Below are 16,210 nucleotides of genomic sequence, written 5' to 3' on the forward strand. Positions count from 1 at the left end.
GCCAGCCTCGAAGGGAGTGCGCGGCAAGGGTGCCGCGACGGAGAGGAGTTCTCATGTCGGAGCAGCTCGGCGAGGGCGTGCAGCCTCGCACCGCGATCGTGGTCGGAGCCGGATCCTCGGGGTCGGTGGTCGCGCGCAGGCTCGCGGACGCCGGGGTCGCGGTCACGGTGCTCGAGGCGGGCGGCGAGGACGGCAATCCCGCGATCCACGATCCGAGCCGCATGGGCGAGCTCTGGCACGGACCCGACGACTGGGACTACTTCACCGAACCGCAGCCCGGCGCGAACGGGCATCGCCTGCACTGGCCGCGCGGCAAGGTGCTCGGCGGATCCCATTCGCTGAACGCCATGATCTGGGTGCGCTGCACCCCGCAGGACTTCGACCATTGGGAATCGCTCGGCAACCCCGGCTGGGGCTGGAACGACGTGCTGCCCGTCTACCGCAGCATCGAGAACTTCCACGGATCGGGCGACCCGGCGCTGCACGGCACCGACGGCCTGCTCGACGTCACCGACGAGTACCCCCTCTCCCCGATCCAGCGGTCGATCATCGACGCCGCGGTCGAGGAGGGGCTGCCGCTCAACCCCGATTACAACGGCGCCGAGATCGAGGGCGTCTCGCAACAGCAGGTGACGATCCGCGACGGCCGCCGCTTCAACACCTACATGGCCTATCTGAAGCCGGTGCGGGATCGCGTCGCGGTCGAGACCGGCTGCCACGTGCACGAGCTGATCTTCGCCGAGGATGCGAACGCGGACCCCGCCGCGCGTCCGCGCGTGATCGGCGTGCGCTTCGCCCAGGCCGGCGAACTGCGGGAGCTGTTCGCCGACGAGGTGATCCTCTCGGCCGGCGCGATCGACTCCCCGCGGGTGCTGCTGCGCTCGGGCATCGGCCCGGCCGACGAGCTGCGCGAGGTCGGGATCGAGCCGCGGGTCGATCTGCCCGGCGTCGGGAAGAACCTGCACGACCACTACCTCGCGCCCGTCATCTTCGCCGCCGAGCGCCCCATCGACCCGCCGCGCGAGGGCGTCTCGGTGACCCAGTCGCACCTGTTCTGGAAGAGCCGCCCCGAACTCGACCGGCCCGATACGCAGCCGATCCTGTTCTCGGTGCCGATGTACGGCGACTTCCTGGAGCCCGCGGGCGACAACGGATTCTCGCTCATGGGCGGGCTCGTGACGCCGAGCTCGCGCGGCTCCATCACCCTGTCGGGGCCGGCGCCCACGGATCCGCTGCGCCTCGACCCGCAGGCGCTCAGCCACGAGGACGACGTCGCATCGCTCGTCGCCTCGGTGCGGCAGTGCCGCCGGATCGGCACGCAGTCGGCGCTGGCCGCGGCTCCCGAGGACGGCGGCTGGGGCGCGACCGAGATCTACCCCGGTCCGGGGATCGGCGACGGCGAGGATCTCGTCGACTACGTGCGCAGCACCCTCGCGACCTACCACCACCAGGTCGGGACCTGCAAGATGGGCGTCGACGAGCTCGCCGTCGTCTCTCCCCGCCTCGCGGTGCACGGCGTCGACGGGCTGCGCGTGATCGACGCCTCGATCATGCCCCGCGTGACCACGGGCAACACGAACGCGCCCGCCGTGCTGATCGGCGAGCTCGGCGCGGGCTTCGTGCTCGCCGGCGAGCGGTAGGCGCGCGATGGACGGCGGTGCAGCGGCGTTCGCGCCCGGACTGTTCGCGGGGCGCACGGTGCTGGTCACCGGAGGGACCTCGGGCATCGGGCTCGCGGCGGCCGAGCTGTTCGCCGGGCTCGGCGCCCGGGTGATCGCGATCGGCCTCGGCGCCGATCGTACCCCGGTACCGTCCGGGGTTCCGATCGAGCTGCACGAGGTGGACGTCACCGACGAGGCCGCGGTGCGCGCCGTGATCGACGGGCTCGACCGGCTCGACGTGCTGGTGCCCGCCGCGGGGATCAGCCTGGGCGAGCGCGAGCTGGAGTGGGAGGCGTTCGAACGGGTGCTGTCGATCCAGCTCGGCGCCGTGTACCGGGTGGCCGAGCTGTCCCGCCCGCTGCTGCGCGCCTCGGGCGGATCGCTCATCACGATCGCGTCGATGTTCGCCTTCTTCGGCGGAGGATCGCGCGCGGCCTACTCGGCGGCGAAGGGCGGCGTGGTTCAGCTCACCAAGTCGCTCGCCGAAGCGTGGGCCGCCGACGGGATCCGGGTGAACTCGGTGGCTCCCGGGTGGATCGAGACGCCGCTCGCGGCCGGGCTCGACGAGCCCACGAAGGAGCGGATCCTGTCGCGCACCCCGCTGGGCCGCTTCGGCGCGGCCGACGAAGTGGCCGCAGCGATCGCGTTCCTCGCGTCCGATGCGGCGTCCTTCATCACCGGAGCGGTGCTGCCGGTGGACGGCGGGTATCTGACCGTCGCGATCTGACCGTCGCGATCTGAGCGGAGGCTCAGACGCCGACCGTGCGGAAGCCCGCGTTGCCCATGGACGACCCCGGGGTGTTCCGCGAGCGTGCGGAGTTGCGGTAGCGGTTGCAGTACGACGGATGGCACAGGTGGCTGCCACCGCGCAGCACGCGCTCGGAGCCGCTCTCGGGGCCGCGCGGGTCCCGCACCGGCTCGGCCCCGGCTACACGCGCCGCGTACGTCTCGGGGTCGAAGCGGTCGGCGCACCACTCCCAGACGTTGCCGACGGGCTGCCACAGGCCGTAGCCATTGGGCGAGTAGCTGCGCACCGGCGCCGTGCCGATCCAGCCGTCTTCGGCCGTGTTGTGCGCGGGGAAGGATCCCTGCCAGACGTTCGCCCGCCACACCCCGTCGCTGCCGTCGATGGGCGCGTCGCCCCAGGGGTGCCGGGCGCCCTCGAGGCCGCCACGGGCGGCGCGCTCCCACTCCGCCTCCGTGGGCAGGCGCCGCCCGGCCCAGGCGCAGTACGCGTTCGCGTCGTTCCAGGTGACGTGCACGACGGGATGGTCCTCGAGCCCGACGAGCGAGGAGGCCCGGCCGCCGGGATGCCGCCAGTCGGCGCCGCGGACGCCGATCCACCACGGCGTGCCCGGGATTGGCCTAGTGATGTCGGCGGTGGGCGCGTCGACGAGCAGGTGGAACACCGCGGAGGCCCCGAGCCGCTCGGCCTCGGTGACGTAGCCGGTAGCCGAGACGAAGCGGGCGAACTGCAGGTTCGTGACGGCGGTCGCGTCGATCTCGAACGCGCCCAGCTCGACCGCGTGCACCGGGTGCTCCCCGTCGGCCTCGATGCCGTCGCCGGAGGAATCCCCCATCGCGAAGACCCCGGCCGGGATCGCGCACTGCTCGGAGTCGTGCGCCGCCGTGCCCGTTCCGGGCATCGCGGGGGCCGGGAGCGGCACCGTCGGCGATGCGTGGCCGACCGCGGCTCCGGTGCCCTCCGCAGCGCGCGGCGAGCAGCAGGATCCGTGCGGCTCAGGCTGCGGCATCCCGCGCCCCCGCTATCGCTGCCGGGCGCTCGCCGCGCAGCTCGGCGATCATTGCGTCGATGCTCGCGTGCATGGCGGGATCGGTCGCGGCTTCGGGCGTCAGCACCGCCATCATCTGCCAGCCGGCGTTGTGCGCCGAGACGCGGTTCACCTCGTTCTCGATGTCGTGGTCCGGGGCGAGTTCGCCGTCCTCCCGCGCCTCGGCGAGGAAGCGGCGGATCAGATCGCGCCGCTTGAGGATGTTGTCGTGGTGGATCTCCCAGAGCTCCGGGTCCTGCGCAGCCCGGTCCCAGAACGAGAGCACGACGCGGGACTTCTGGGGGCCGGCCTCCTCGAACGGCAGCAGCTCCTCCGACATCCGCCGCAGCGCCTCGAGCCCGCGCACCCCGGCGCAGCGCGCGATGGTGCGCTCGTGGGACCCGTTGAAGACGTGCAGGAACGCCGCGGTCAGCAGGCTCTGCTTGTTGGGGAAGTAGCGGGTGATGGCGCCGTGCGCGTACCCGGCCTCGGCGGCGATCTCCCGCATCGTCACGCGCTCGAAGCCGTGGTTGATGATGATCTGGGTCACCGCTTCGACGATGTGCGTACGGCGCTCGTCGTGATCGACAATCTTCGGCATGCGTCCCTCCCGATGCATCGATCATAGGGAACCCGGTCCCCGGTACGACCGAGTTTCGGCCCGCGAACGGCTTTTCGTCACCAATTGGTGACGAAACGTTACCGGACCGAAATCTTTCGCGGCCACTTGGAGATTATTCTTTGAGTCGCCACCTGGTGATTAAAAGGGTGCGAGCTCGCCGCTCTCCCCCACGTCGACGAAGGAGTCGCTCATGAAGAAGTCCAACCGCCTGCTGGCCGCACTCGCCCTGATCCCCGCGGTCGCGCTCGCGCTCACCGCCTGCGCCTCGGGCAGCGGCGACGCGGGTGCCGAGGGCTCCGGCGGCTCCGGCGGCCTGACGAAGCTCAAGGTCGCCACGATCGGCCTCACGTCGGACGGCAGCCTCCTCACCGGCATCCAGCAGGGCTTCTTCACGGACGAGGGCCTCGAGATCGAGACCTCGATCGTCGCGAACCCGCCCGCAGGCCTCGCAGCGGTGCAGGGCGGCCAGGTCGACATCGCCTACTCGCCGAGCATCCCGCTGCTGAACGCGCTGAGCCAGGGCGTCCCGATCAAGGTGATCGGCGCGGCCGACGGCTACCCCGCCGACGCGTCGGCGGTGAAGGACCCCGCGGCGTTCGACGACACCGGCCTCTTCGCGAGCCCCGCGAGCGGCATCACCTCGGTCAAGGACCTGAAGGGCAAGACCATCGCGATCCCCGCCCGCAAGGCGCAGCTCGAGGTCGTGATCGCCGGCGAGCTCGAGAAGGCCGGGATCGATCCCACCACCGGGGTCAACTGGGTGGTGCTCGATTTCACCTCCGCCGTCGCCGCGCTGAAGAGCGGCAAGGTCGACGCAGCAGGGCTCGTCAGCCCCTTCACCACCGAGGCCGCGTCCCTCGGCGCGAAGCAGCTCGCCGCACCCTCCATCGGATTCTTCGAGACCGGCGCGACCGGTCTCTGGACCGCGGGCAGCTCCACGGTCGAGCAGAAGAAGCAGGCCATCGAGGCGTTCCAGCGGGCCATCGTCAAGTCCAACGAGTACGCCACCGCGCACCCGAAGGAGGCCATCGAGGCGGGGCTGAAGTACACGGGATCGAAGCTGACGGTCGATGAGGTCAAGGTGCCCGTCTGGCCCACCGCGGTGAAGCTCGAGGATCTGCAGCGCCCGAACGACAAGATGGTCGCGCTCGGCTTCCTCCAGAAGCCCGTGCAGCTCGACGGCGTGATCTTCGGAGGCTGATCCGGCACCATGCGCTCACCCCGACTTCTGCAATTCGGCACCGGCGCCCTCGGCGTCGTGGCGGCGCTCGGCCTCTGGCAGCTCGCCGCCACGACGGGGCCGCTCGCCGACTCCCCGCTGCCGACCGCGACCGAGGCGATCGCCGCGCTGCTCGGCCTGCTCGGCACGCCCGCCATGTGGATCGCCACGTGGGACACCGTCGCCATGGCGCTCGCCGGGCTCGTCATCGCGGCCGTCGCCGGCATCCTGCTCGGCATCGGGATCGGGGTCTCCCCGCTCGCGATGCACGCGACCCGGGTTCCCCTCGAATTCCTGAAGCCGATCCCGCCGATCGTGATCCTGCCCATCGTCGTGCTCGTGCTCGGCCCCACCGCAGGCATGGGGATCTTCCTCGTCTTCATCGGCTGCTTCGTCTCGATCGTCGTGCAGGCCTCCGCCGGGGTCTTCGACACCGATCCGGTCGCGACCGCGACGGGGCGCTCGTACGGTCTCGGCCGGAGCGAGATCCTCGCCCGGATCGTGCTGCCGAGCGCGCTCCCCTACATCGGTACCGCGATCCGCGTCGCCGCACCCACCGCGCTCATCGTCGCGGTCGTCGCCGGCCTCCTCGGCGGCGGGCCCGGCCTCGGCCAGAGCCTGCTGCTCACCCAGATCGCGGGCGACCAGAGCAAGCTCTTCGCCTACGTGCTCGTGCTCGGGATCCTCGGGCTCATCGTGCAGGGCCTCAGCCAGTGGGGCGAGCGCCGGCTGCTGCACTGGCACCCCCAGCACCGGAAGCAGGTGGCCTGATGACCCTCACCTCGACCGTCCTCGTCCGCACGCGCGAGGCCCGCAGGCAGCGCCGCTCCGGTGTGCCGAGATGGGCGCTGATCGGCGCCGAGATCGCCGTCCCGATCCTGCTGCTCGCCGCCTGGTGGTTCGCCTCGGCGAACTCCACCAACACGTTCTTCCCGCCGCTCCGCACGATCCTGACCCGGCTCGCGGAGCTCTCCGCGACCCCGGCGTTCTGGACGAACGTCGGCTCGTCCGTGGGCAATCTCCTGCTCTCCTTCCTGCTCGCCTGCGCGATCGGCGTCGGGCTCGGCATCGCCCTCGGCACCGTGCGCTGGCTGTCGTGGCTCCTCGAGCCGACGATCCACTTCTTCCGCGCGATCCCGCCGGTCGCCCTCGTGCCGATCTTCGTGTCGCTGCTCGGCTTCGGCAACGAGACCCGCATCCTCGCGATCACGCTCTCGGCGGTGTTCCCGGTGCTCATCTCGACGATCGACGGCATCCGGGCACTCGATCCCGAGCGCGTGAGCGTCGGCCGGATCTACCGGATCGGTCGGTGGGACCGGATCGTCACGATCGCCCTGCCCGAGGCCAGCCCGCGGATTCTCTCCGGCGTGCAGGTGAGCCTCATCACGGCGTTCGTCGTCATGATCGCGAGCGAGATGCTCGGATCATCGCTCGGCCTCGGCGCGATGACCCTGCTCGCGCAGCAGTCCTTCATGATCGCCGACATGTGGGTCGGCATCCTCGTCCTGGGCGTCCTCGGCTACGTCGCGAACGCCCTGCTCGTACTCCTCCGGCGCCGCGTGCTGCGCTGGTACATCGCCATCCGACAGCAGGAGAAGAACCTATGAACGCCACCGCACTCGACGCCCCCGCGCGGCTCAGCGTCTCGGGCCTCGCGAAGACCTACGAGACGAAGAAGGGCGCGGTCCCGGTCATCGCCGACCTCACGTTCGACGTGCAGGCCGCCGAGATCGTCTGCATCGTCGGTCCGTCCGGCATCGGCAAGACGACGCTGCTGAAGTGCCTGACCGGGCTGCAGTCGATCTCGTCGGGCTCGGCCCGGATCGACGGCAAGCCGATCGACGGGCCGCCTGAGGAGATGGCGCTCGTGTTCCAGGAGTACACGCGTTCGCTCATGCCCTGGCTGACGGTCGAGAAGAACGTGCGCCTCCCGCTCAAGCACCTCCGATTGCCGAAGGCCGAACAGGCGGAGCGCATCGCTTCGGCTCTGGCCGCCGTGGGGCTCTCGGGCGCCGAGGCGAAGTATCCGTGGCAGCTCTCGGGCGGCATGCAGCAGCGCGTCGCGATCGCCCGCGCCATCGCCTACCGCCCCGAGGTGCTCGTGATGGACGAGCCGTTCGCATCGGTCGATGCGCAGACCCGCTTCGAACTCGAGGACCTCTGCCTGCGCGTCCGCGAGCAGTTCGGCATGACCATCGTCGTCGTCACGCACGACATCGACGAGGCCGTGTACCTGTCGGACCGGATCGTCGTGCTCGGCGAGCGGCCGGCCCGGGTGACCCGCATCATCGACGTCGGTCTCGAGGGCGCGCGGGATCAGATCGCGACCCGCGCGAGGCCCGAGTTCGCCGAGCTGCGCACCGAGGTCTTCGAGCTGATCCGGAAGGCGGGCTAGCCCGTGGCGGAACAGGAACGACGGGGGTACGAGGGTTTCGGCGGCCGCGTCGGCGAGTTCGCATCCGAGTCCGAACCCTGGTGGCGCCCCCGGTACACAGCCCGGGCCGACGCCCCCAACGTCGTGGTCGTGCTCATCGACGATCTCGGCTTCAGCGACCTCGGACCGTTCGGCAGCGAGATCCCGACACCCAGCATCGATCGGATCGCGGGCGACGGCTGGGTCTTCACCAACTACCGCACGGCCCCCATGTGCTCGCCCGCGCGGGCCGCGCTCATGACGGGGCTGAACCCGCACCGCGCGGGCTTCGGCTACGTCGCGCACACCGATCCCGGATATCCCGGTTTCACCTGCGAACTGCCGGAGGACGCCCCGACCCTCGCCGAGTCGCTGCGCGCCGGCGGCTACGCCACCTTCATGGTCGGCAAGTGGCACCTGACGTCGGAGTCGCGACTGCACGACGCGGCCGATCGCTCATCGTGGCCGCTGCAGCGCGGCTTCGACCACTACTTCGGCAGCATGGACGGCTTCACCTCGCTGCACCATCCGCACCGGCTCGTGCGCGACAACTCGGTGGTCGACGTGCCGGAGTTCCCCGAGGGGTACTTCCTCACCGACGAGCTCACCGACGCGGCGCTCGCCATGATCGACGAGCTGCGGGTCAACGACGCCGCGAAGCCGTTCTTCCTGTACTTCGCGCACACCTCGGTGCACGGCCCGATCCAGGCGAAGGCCCCCGACATCGCCAGGCACCGGGGTCGCTACGCGGACGGCTGGAACGCCCTGCGCGAGGCGCGCTTCGCGCGGCAGCGCGAACTCGGGATCGTGCCCGATCGCGCCCAGCTGCCGAGCGGCGATCAGGCCGACGACGACCGGATCCCCCGCTGGGAGTCGCTGAGCGCCGAGGAGCGCGAGCTGTTCGCCCGCCACATGGAGGTCTACGCCGCGGCGGTCGACGAGATCGACCAGAGCGTCGGCCGCCTCGTCGCGCGGCTGGAGGAACTCGGCGAGCTGGAGAACACGGTGATCGTGCTGGCGAGCGACAACGGCGGCACCGCCGAGGGCGGGTCGAGCGGCACGCGCAGCTACTTCGCCCAGTTCGGGCACGCCGCCGCACTGCCCGACGACTGGGTGCGCGACGTGCCGCGCGATCCCGCCGAGATCGGCGGGCCGAAGCTCTTCAGCCAGTACCCGAGCGGCTGGGCGCGTGTCTCGAACACCCCGTTCCGCTCGTTCAAGTCGTCGACCTACGAGGGCGGAGTGCACGCACCGCTCGTCGTCTCCTGGCCGGCCTCGGGCATCGACGCGCGCGGCCTCCGCGACCAGTTCGTGTTCGTCTCGGATCTCGCCCCGACGATCCTCGATCTCGTGGGCGTTCCGCCCCTCGAATCGCGGCACGGCCGGCCGGCTCAGCAGCCCGACGGCCGCAGCCTCGCCGCCGTGCTGGGCGATCCCGGGGCGGAGGGGCGGGAAGCCCAGTACTTCGAGTGCGTGGGCCGCCGTGCGATGGTCGACGGCGACTGGAAGGCGCTGTCCAACGTGCCGCCGGCACCGGCCGAGGGCGCCGCGGGCGGGTCCTGGGAGCTCTACCGGCTCTCGGAGGACCCGACCGAGACCCGCGACCTGGCCGCGGCCGAACCCGAACGCGTCGCGGAGCTCGCCGGGCGGTGGCACGAGGAGGCCTGGCGCAACACCGTGTTCCCGCTCGACGACGACGGCTCGCTCCACGCCAACCGCCCCGCCTCGGAGGCTCCGCTCTCGGATCCCGTGACGCTCGTGCCGTTCCGGCCGCCGCTCGAACGGTTCCGAGCGGCGAAGCTCACGGTGCTGCGATCCTTCGCGGTGGAGGCGTCGCTTGACCTGGACCGCGAAGCCGCCGGCGTCGTCGTCGCCCACGGCGACCAGGGCGGCGGCTACCTCCTCGCGTTCGAGGACGGCGCTCCCCTGCTCACCTACAACGCCTACGGCGACATGCATCGCGCGCACGGCGCGGCGCTCTCCCCGGGACCGCACGAGCTGCTGCTGCGCGTCGACGAACTCGACGGCATGCGCTGGCGCCTGCGCCTCGACGTGGACGGCGCGACGGTGGCCGAGATCCCGGGGGTGCCGATGCTGCTCGGCATGGCGCCCTTCACCGGCATCAGCGTCGGCTACGACTACGGCGGCCCGGTCGACTGGGAACTGCACGAACGGCACGGGAGCTTCCGCTTCAGCGGCGGCACGATCCTGCGGCTCCGCTACGTGCCCGGCGCGCGTTCGCAGCACGACCGGACCGTGCTGCGCGAGATCGGCGCCGCGGTCGCCGCGATCGCCGACTGAGCGATCGCGGCGACCGCAGGCCCGGCGATCGCCTGCCTCCGGCCTGCTCCCGCCCCGCCTACGCCTCCCGTGCGAAGACCCGCCGACCCGCGAACCAGGTCTCGTCGACGCGGGTGCGCACGAGCTCGTTCGCCGGGTGCGCGAAGGGATCGCGGTCGAGCAGGACGAAGTCGGCCGACTTGCCCACCTCGAGCGACCCCGTCTCCTCGGCCAGCCCCATCGCCTCGGCCGCGTTGATCGTGAACACCGCGATCGCCTCGTCGAGCGTGATCGCCTCCTCCGGCCATAGCGTGCCCGGGTACTCCCCGCTGGGGTCCTCGCGGGTCACGAGCCCGTGGATCCCCTCCCAGGCGTTCGGCGAGGCCGACACGGGCCAGTCGGATCCGCCGGCCACGATCGCCCCGGCATCGATCAGCGAGCGGTTCGGCTGCATGCGGTCGGCGCGGTCCCGGGGCAGCACCTCGCGGATCGCCTCCACGATGGGGCCGGGTACCCAGATGAAGGGCGAGATGTCGGCAGAGACGCCGAGCGCCGCGAACCGCGGGATGTCGTCAGGGTGCACGAACTGGCCGTGCGCCACCTGGTACCGCGTCTCGGTGAAGCCCTCGCCGCGCAGCGTCTCGACCGCATTGAGCACGGCGTGCACCGAGGCGTCGCCCGTGCAGTGGATCTTGGCCGAGATGCCGACCTCGGCGACGCGGCGCAGCCAGTCGGTCAGCTCCGTCGGGTCGAGCAGCGTGTCGCCGTGGAAGTGGTCGCCGTGCAGTTCGTCGGGCAGGTAGGGCTCGAGGAACGCGCCCGTGCGGGTGGGCGGCACCCCGTCGAGGAAGATCTTCACGAAGTCGGGTCGGTGGTGCTCGGTGCGGAACCGCTCGCCGCCGAAGACCAGCGCCTCCCCGATCACGTCGTGCCCGAAGATCTCGTCGTTCACCAGCATGGAGGTCACGACCCAGGCGTCGAGCTCGCCGTCGGTGTCGAGCGCGCGCAGCGCCTCCAGCGTCTGCGTCGAGACGCCCGCGTCCTGGAAGGCCGTGATCCCGTACTCGCTGAGCATCGCCACGCCGCGGCGCGAGGCGGCGCGATCCTGCTCGGCGGTGAGCGCCCCCACGGCGCGGTGCGCCTGCGCGACCGGGATCCCCGCGGCCTCGATGAGCACACCGGTGGGCCGCCCCGCGGCGTCGAGGGAGACGCCGTCATCGCCCGCGGCGATCCCGGCGAGCTCCATCGCGCGCGAGCTCGCCCAGCGGTTGTGGTGCGAGTCGTCGGAGAGCATCACGGGGCGTCCGCCCGCGGCGGCGTCGAGCAGGGCCAGGCCCTCCGCGGTGTCGATCTCGCCGAGCCGGTCGCTCGCCCACGGCCCGCCCACGATCCAGGCGTCGGCCGGCAGCCCGTCGGCGTACGCGCGCACCGCGTCGGCGATCCCGTCGAGGTGCGCGCCGAGCGGCAGACGCAGCTCGAACAGGTCCTCCTGACCTGCGATCGCGTGGTGGTTGTGCACGTCGACCAGACCGGGCATCAGGAACGCGCCGTCGAGCGCACGGCGCTCGGTACGGGGTCCTGCCAGTTCCGCGACCTCGGCGTCCGTGCCGACGGCCGTGATCCGCCCGCCGGTCACCGCGATCGCCTCGGCCCACGGACGGGCCGGATCCGCGGTGTAGACGCGGGCGCCGGTGAGGATCAGATCGGGGTGGGTCATCGTCGACTCCTGTCTGGGTTCGGAAGCTCGTGGGTGCGCGCGAACGGCACTCCGCCCCAGTATCCCGACGACGGCTCCGGTGACGTTGACCGTGAGGACAGCGCTGTTGCGCATGCGGGACCGATCCGCGCGCGGACCCCCGGGCGGCGGCAGGATGAGGGCACGGCAGAGTCGCCGACGAACGAGAGGGAGAGCCGGATGACCGGAAGCACGGACGTACAGGGGCGCGTGGTCGCCATCACCGGAGGCGGCACCGGCATCGGCGCCGCGGTCGCCGAGCGGTTCGCCGCCGAGGGCGCCACCGTCGTGGTGCTGGGCCGACGCCGCGAGCCGATCGAGGCGGTGGCGCAGCGCATCGGCGGGACCGCGATCGTCGCCGACGCGGCCGACGGCGCGTCCGCCCGGGCCGCCGTGGCCGAGATCGTCCGCCGCTTCGGCCGCCTCGACGTGCTCGTCGCGAACGCCGGCGGCCACGGATTCTCGTCGGTCGGCGAGACGAGCGACGCCGACTGGGACGCCGCGATCAGCGTCAACCTGTCGACGGCCTTCGTGATGGCCCGCGAATCGCTGCCCGCGCTGATCGACGCGGCCGCGGAGCACGGCGGCGCCCAGATCGTCATCGTGTCATCGCTCGCCGGGCTCTTCGCCGGTCCCTCCGTCGCGGGCTACACGGTCGGCAAGCACGCCCTCATCGGCCTGACGCGCAGCCTCGCCCGCGACTACGGCGCGAAGGGCGTGCGCGTCAACGCGATCTGCCCGGGGTGGGTGCGCACGCCCATGGCCGATGCCGAGATGGACGAGTTCGCACAGGCCGCTCCCGAGATCGCGGACCGCGCGGCCGGGTACGCCGCGGTGACCCGGGACGTCCCCCTCGGCCGACCGGCGGAGCCCGCCGAGATCGCGTCCATCGCGCGTTTCCTCGGATCCGCGCAGTCGTCGTACGTCACCGGTTCGGTGCTCGTCGCCGACGGCGGCGCCCACGTCGTCGACCTGCCCACCATCGCGTTCGAGCACGCGGGTATGTAGTCGGCATCAACAATCCGTCATCCTGCGCGAGCTCGCACCGTCATCCTGCGCGAGCTTGCGAGTCGCAGGATCCAGTGAGATCCTGCGACTCGTTCCTCGCGCAGGATGACGGAGGGCGGGGCGTTCAGCCGCCCAGATAGGCCCGCCGCAGCAGCTCGGGATCCTGCTCCAGCGCCTTCGCCGGCCCCTGCGCGTGGCTGACGCGACCGCTCGCGAGCACCATCGCCTCGTCGGCGATCCCGAGCGCGAGGTGGGTGAACTGCTCGACGAGCAGCACCCCGACCCCGGTCGCCGCGATCTGCTGGATCAGCGGCAGCAACCGCATGAACACCACCGGTGCGAGGCCGAGCGACATCTCGTCGATCAGCAGGAACCGCGGCTTCGACGCGAACGCTCGCGCCAGCACCACCATCTGCTGCTCGCCGCCCGAGAGCAGCGCCGACTGCGCGTCGATGCGCTTCTCGAGCTCGGGGAACGACGCCAGCACCTCCTGCACGCCCGCGTCGTTCTTCGCGGTGAGCAGCAGGTTCTCGCGCACGGTGAGCGACGGGAAGATCGCGCGACCCTGCTCGATGTGCGCGATCCCCGCGCGGGCGCGCTGCACGCGGCCCCACTTCGCCATCGACCGGCCGTCGACCGAGATGTCGCCCGCCGAGTGCGGGATCACGCCCGACACCGACTCGAGCAGGCTCGTCTTGCCCGCTCCGTTCGGCCCGACGAGCGCGAGGATCTCGCCCTCGCGGAGCACGAGGTCGACCCCCGAGACCACGGGGCCGGCTCCCCGGCTCACGGTCGTTCCGCTCAACTGCAGTTCGCTCACTGCGTCACCTCCGCGTCTCCCATGTATGCGGCCACGACGGCCGGATCCTCCAGCACCGCTCCGGCCTCGCCCTGGGCGAGCACCCGGCCGAAGTCGAGCACGGTGAGCTCGGTGCAGACGGTGCGCACCAGGTCGAGGTCGTGCTCGATGATCACGATCGCGGTGTCGAAGCGCGACGGGATCCGTGTGAGGCGCTGCCCGAACTGCAGGTGCTCCTCGTGCGACAGGCCGGCGGCCGGCTCGTCGAGGATCAGCACGCGCGGGCCCGAGAGCACCGCCGCGGCGACCTCGATCAGTCGGCGGGTGCCGACGTCGACGTTGGCGAGCTGCTCCTCGGGCGGCGGGCAGCCGAGGAACGCGAGCGCATCGGCCAGCTCGTCGCGGTCGAGCGCCCGGCGGGCGACGAAGCGCACGTAGGCCTCGACCGTGAGCTGGGGCGGCACCCGGTCCTGCTGGAAGGTGCGGCGCAGGCCCCTGCGGGCCCGGGATACCGGGGACAGCCGGCTGATGTCGGTGCCGTCGAGCTCGACCGCGCCCGTGTGCTGCGGCAGGAAGCCGCTCACCGCGTCGACGAAGGTCGACTTCCCGGCGCCGTTCGGGCCGATGAGGCCCATGATCGAGCGCGGGCGCACCCGGAGGGACACGTCGTCGAGCGCCTTCAGCGCGCCGAACTGCACGCCGAGCCCGCGCACCTCCAGCACGGGCGGCGCGTCGGCGGGGATCGGCTCCTCGGCCTCGGGCACGGCGAACACGTCGAGCACGCTCGTCGTCACCGACCCCGGGTCGACCGCCTCCGCCTTCCGTCGTTTGGCCCGCTTGCGGATCCCGGCGCGGATCGCCTCGCCGAGGTTCGATCCGCTCGTGAGCGCCTGGATGCCCAGCACGCCGAAGACGACGAAGCCCCAGTCCTGGGGCACGCCCCAGCGCTTCAGCAGCTCGGGCACGAGCACCCACAGGATCCCGCCGAAGATGGCCATGTCGATCAGGTAGGCGCCGCTCATGATCGCGAGGATGTAGAGGGCGAGCGACTGGATCGGAGTGAAGCTCGAGGCGTACGGGATCCCGACCTGGCCGGCCAGCAGACCGCCCGAGATGCCGCCGAGCGCGGCGCTGACCGCGAACGCCGACAGCTTGGCCGCGCTGACGCTCTGGCCGACGGCCGCGGTGCCGCGCTCCGAGAACGCGACGGCCTTCCAGCTGCTGCCGATGCGGCTGCGCTGCAGCAGGAACACGCCGAGCGCGCAGATCACGAGCACGATGATCGCGAAGAAGAAGAACTGCCGATCGCTCGAGAACATGGCGGGCCGCTCGATCTGCGCGCCGTCGGCCTGGCCGGGGAACTGCGTCTGCACGAGCAGCACGTCGAACGCCGCCGCGAAGCCGAGGGTGACGACCGCAAGGTTCACACCGCGCAGGCGCAGGGCGGGCAGGCCGATGATCACGCCGGCGATGCCGGCGCCGATGCCGCCCGCGACGAGCCAGACGATGAAGCCGCCGGGAGCGTGCGACACGTTGAGCCAGGAGACGATCCAGGCGCCGATCGCGCCGAAGGTGAGCTGGCAGAGCGCGATGATGCCCGCCGAGCCCGTGACGATGCCGAGACCGAGGATCGCGATCGTCGCCGTCACCATGCTGATGGCGAGGTAGACGACGTAGCCCGAGAGCCCGACGCTCAGAGCCCAGCCGACGCCGAGGGCGAGCACCGCCACCACGAACGGCAGCGCGACGCGGAGGGAGCGGTTAGCGAGCAGCATCCCACACCGCCTTTCTCTGGGACCACAGAAGGAGGACGACGATGAACACGAGCGGCACGAAGCTGCGCACGAGCGTCAGCTCGGACACCTGCGCCACCATGCCACCGACGAGGCCGAGCAGCAGACCGCCGACGACCGCGAGGTCGAGCCGTTTGAAGCCGCCGAGCAGCGCCGCGGCCGCGGCGGGGATGATGAGCATCGACAGGCTCACCGCATCGTTCGACTGCGTCGGAGCGATGATCAGCACCGTGACCGCGCTCACCGCGCCGGTGACGGCCCAGACCCCGATCGACAGCGGCTTCGACGCGATGCCGATCAGCTCCGCCGTGGTGGGGCGGTCCGACAGCGCGCGCAGCTTCGTGCCGATGGTGGTCCTGCGCAGCACGATCGCGGCGGCGAGCGCCACGAGGATCGCGAGCGAGACGGTGACGACGGTGACCCAGCTCACGACCACTCCGGCGACGCTGAACGCGGCGCCGTCGAAGATCGGGGCGAAGGGCTGGGGCTTGTTGCCGAACATGATGTACGAGAGCGACATGAGCAGCAGGAACGGGGCGACGGTCATGGCCGATCGGGTCGACAGGTCGGCCTCGGCGAGCCAGGTCGCCGCGATCCAGCCGATGAGTGCGCTGAGCAGGGCGCCGACGATGACGCCGGCGATCGTCGCGAGCCAGACGGGGATCCCGAGCTTGCTCGCGAACCAGACGGAGATGAACGCGGCGAACATGCCGGTGGCCGCCTGCGCGAAGTTGACGACGCGCACGAGACGGGACATGAGGGTGAGCGTGACGGCGAAGACGGCGTAGACGCCGCCCGCGGCGAGTCCGGAGAGCGCGCCCTGGAGGAGCGCGCCGCCGTTCATGCGCGCCCCCGGGTGCGGGGGCCGCGCGATGCGGGGGTGTGGTGCATGGGAACCTCTGCGGTGG

At 71.6% G+C, this 16,210-nt stretch carries 14 protein-coding genes; 8 read left to right on the top strand and 6 right to left on the bottom strand.

All coding sequences use genetic code 11. The features are described 5' to 3' along the window. Nucleotides 1-53 precede the first annotated feature (53 nt). Together XM48_RS08705 and XM48_RS08710 are read left to right on the top strand one after the other, a co-directional pair. Entirely contained in the window at nt 54-1,640 is a 1,587-nt protein-coding gene (locus XM48_RS08705; protein WP_046455419.1) for a GMC family oxidoreductase, read from the top strand. Between the two features lie 7 nt (nt 1,641-1,647). Then, a complete protein-coding gene (locus XM48_RS08710) occupies nt 1,648-2,388 on the top strand; it encodes an SDR family NAD(P)-dependent oxidoreductase (RefSeq protein WP_046455420.1) in 741 nt (246 codons plus the stop codon). A 22-nt stretch (nt 2,389-2,410) separates the two neighbouring features. Here the strand turns inward: XM48_RS08710 and XM48_RS08715 are convergent, their stop codons facing one another. Continuing rightward, complete coding sequence (locus tag XM48_RS08715) at nt 2,411-3,415, bottom strand: formylglycine-generating enzyme family protein (RefSeq protein WP_052961400.1); 1,005 nt, start codon at nt 3,413-3,415, stop codon at nt 2,411-2,413. Beyond that, nucleotides 3,402-4,034, bottom strand: a complete 633-nt coding sequence (locus tag XM48_RS08720; protein WP_046455421.1) for a TetR/AcrR family transcriptional regulator — start codon at nt 4,032-4,034, stop codon at nt 3,402-3,404. Before XM48_RS08720 ends, XM48_RS08715 begins: the two co-directional genes overlap by 14 nt. Nucleotides 4,035-4,245: 211 nt before the next feature. Here XM48_RS08720 and XM48_RS08725 point away from each other — a divergent pair, with 211 nt between their 5' ends. The 5 genes from XM48_RS08725 to XM48_RS08745 are packed head-to-tail and all read left to right on the top strand — an operon-like array spanning nt 4,246 to nt 9,988. Next, nucleotides 4,246-5,256, top strand: coding sequence for an ABC transporter substrate-binding protein (locus tag XM48_RS08725; RefSeq protein WP_046455422.1), 1,011 nt, complete (start codon nt 4,246-4,248; stop codon nt 5,254-5,256). Nucleotides 5,257-5,265: 9 nt separating this feature from the next. Next, nucleotides 5,266-6,045: an ABC transporter permease gene (locus XM48_RS08730; RefSeq protein WP_046455423.1), complete on the top strand. Its 780-nt coding sequence runs from the start codon at nt 5,266-5,268 to the stop codon at nt 6,043-6,045. Beyond that, the gene (locus XM48_RS08735) at nt 6,045-6,881 is read left to right on the top strand and encodes an ABC transporter permease (RefSeq protein ID WP_084821074.1); all 837 of its coding nucleotides are present in this window, start codon (nt 6,045-6,047) and stop codon (nt 6,879-6,881) included. The genes XM48_RS08730 and XM48_RS08735 overlap by 1 nt, the downstream gene beginning before the upstream one ends. Further along, nucleotides 6,878-7,669: an ABC transporter ATP-binding protein gene (locus XM48_RS08740; protein ID WP_084821075.1), complete on the top strand. Its 792-nt coding sequence runs from the start codon at nt 6,878-6,880 to the stop codon at nt 7,667-7,669. Before XM48_RS08735 ends, XM48_RS08740 begins: the two co-directional genes overlap by 4 nt. A gap of 3 nt (nt 7,670-7,672) precedes the next feature. Beyond that, the gene (locus tag XM48_RS08745; protein WP_046455424.1) at nt 7,673-9,988 is read left to right on the top strand and encodes a sulfatase-like hydrolase/transferase; all 2,316 of its coding nucleotides are present in this window, start codon (nt 7,673-7,675) and stop codon (nt 9,986-9,988) included. Nucleotides 9,989-10,046: 58 nt separating this feature from the next. Here XM48_RS08745 and XM48_RS08750 read toward each other — a convergent pair whose 3' ends face one another. Then, nucleotides 10,047-11,684: an amidohydrolase gene (locus XM48_RS08750; RefSeq protein WP_046455425.1), complete on the bottom strand. Its 1,638-nt coding sequence runs from the start codon at nt 11,682-11,684 to the stop codon at nt 10,047-10,049. A 198-nt stretch (nt 11,685-11,882) separates the two neighbouring features. Between XM48_RS08750 and XM48_RS08755 the strand changes: the two genes are divergently transcribed. Beyond that, nucleotides 11,883-12,710 carry an SDR family NAD(P)-dependent oxidoreductase gene (locus XM48_RS08755; RefSeq protein WP_046455426.1) on the top strand — a complete coding sequence of 276 codons (828 nt, stop codon included), beginning with the start codon at nt 11,883-11,885 and terminating at the stop codon, nt 12,708-12,710. A 124-nt stretch (nt 12,711-12,834) separates the two neighbouring features. Here the strand turns inward: XM48_RS08755 and XM48_RS08760 are convergent, their stop codons facing one another. From XM48_RS08760 to XM48_RS08770, 3 genes are read right to left on the bottom strand one after another with little or no spacing between them, the layout of a single operon-like run. Continuing rightward, complete coding sequence (locus XM48_RS08760; RefSeq protein ID WP_046455427.1) at nt 12,835-13,530, bottom strand: ABC transporter ATP-binding protein; 696 nt, start codon at nt 13,528-13,530, stop codon at nt 12,835-12,837. Further along, nucleotides 13,527-15,284 (bottom strand): ATP-binding cassette domain-containing protein, encoded by a 1,758-nt coding sequence (locus XM48_RS08765; protein WP_046455428.1) that lies wholly within the window; start codon nt 15,282-15,284, stop codon nt 13,527-13,529. Before XM48_RS08765 ends, XM48_RS08760 begins: the two co-directional genes overlap by 4 nt. Then, a complete protein-coding gene (locus XM48_RS08770) occupies nt 15,271-16,146 on the bottom strand; it encodes an inner-membrane translocator (RefSeq protein ID WP_046455429.1) in 876 nt (291 codons plus the stop codon). Before XM48_RS08770 ends, XM48_RS08765 begins: the two co-directional genes overlap by 14 nt. Nucleotides 16,147-16,210 lie beyond the last annotated feature (64 nt).

The organism is Leucobacter sp. Ag1, from assembly GCF_000980875.1.
GTDB lineage: Bacteria > Actinomycetota > Actinomycetes > Actinomycetales > Microbacteriaceae > Leucobacter > Leucobacter iarius.

What these genes read in the sequence shown, in the direction of transcription:
- XM48_RS08730 (WP_046455423.1), top strand. Translation starts at nt 5,266, where the DNA reads ATGCGCTCACCCCGACTTCTGCAATTCGGCACCGGCGCCCTCGGCGTC.
- XM48_RS08770 (WP_046455429.1), bottom strand. Translation starts at nt 16,146, where the DNA reads ATGAACGGCGGCGCGCTCCTCCAGGGCGCGCTCTCCGGACTCGCCGCG.
- XM48_RS08740 (WP_084821075.1), top strand. Translation starts at nt 6,878, where the DNA reads ATGAACGCCACCGCACTCGACGCCCCCGCGCGGCTCAGCGTCTCGGGC.
- XM48_RS08725 (WP_046455422.1), top strand. Translation starts at nt 4,246, where the DNA reads ATGAAGAAGTCCAACCGCCTGCTGGCCGCACTCGCCCTGATCCCCGCG.
- XM48_RS08755 (WP_046455426.1), top strand. Translation starts at nt 11,883, where the DNA reads ATGACCGGAAGCACGGACGTACAGGGGCGCGTGGTCGCCATCACCGGA.
- XM48_RS08710 (WP_046455420.1), top strand. Translation starts at nt 1,648, where the DNA reads ATGGACGGCGGTGCAGCGGCGTTCGCGCCCGGACTGTTCGCGGGGCGC.
- XM48_RS08720 (WP_046455421.1), bottom strand. Translation starts at nt 4,034, where the DNA reads ATGCCGAAGATTGTCGATCACGACGAGCGCCGTACGCACATCGTCGAA.
- XM48_RS08750 (WP_046455425.1), bottom strand. Translation starts at nt 11,684, where the DNA reads ATGACCCACCCCGATCTGATCCTCACCGGCGCCCGCGTCTACACCGCG.
- XM48_RS08735 (WP_084821074.1), top strand. Translation starts at nt 6,045, where the DNA reads ATGACCCTCACCTCGACCGTCCTCGTCCGCACGCGCGAGGCCCGCAGG.
- XM48_RS08715 (WP_052961400.1), bottom strand. Translation starts at nt 3,415, where the DNA reads ATGCCGCAGCCTGAGCCGCACGGATCCTGCTGCTCGCCGCGCGCTGCG.
- XM48_RS08705 (WP_046455419.1), top strand. Translation starts at nt 54, where the DNA reads ATGTCGGAGCAGCTCGGCGAGGGCGTGCAGCCTCGCACCGCGATCGTG.
- XM48_RS08765 (WP_046455428.1), bottom strand. Translation starts at nt 15,284, where the DNA reads ATGCTGCTCGCTAACCGCTCCCTCCGCGTCGCGCTGCCGTTCGTGGTG.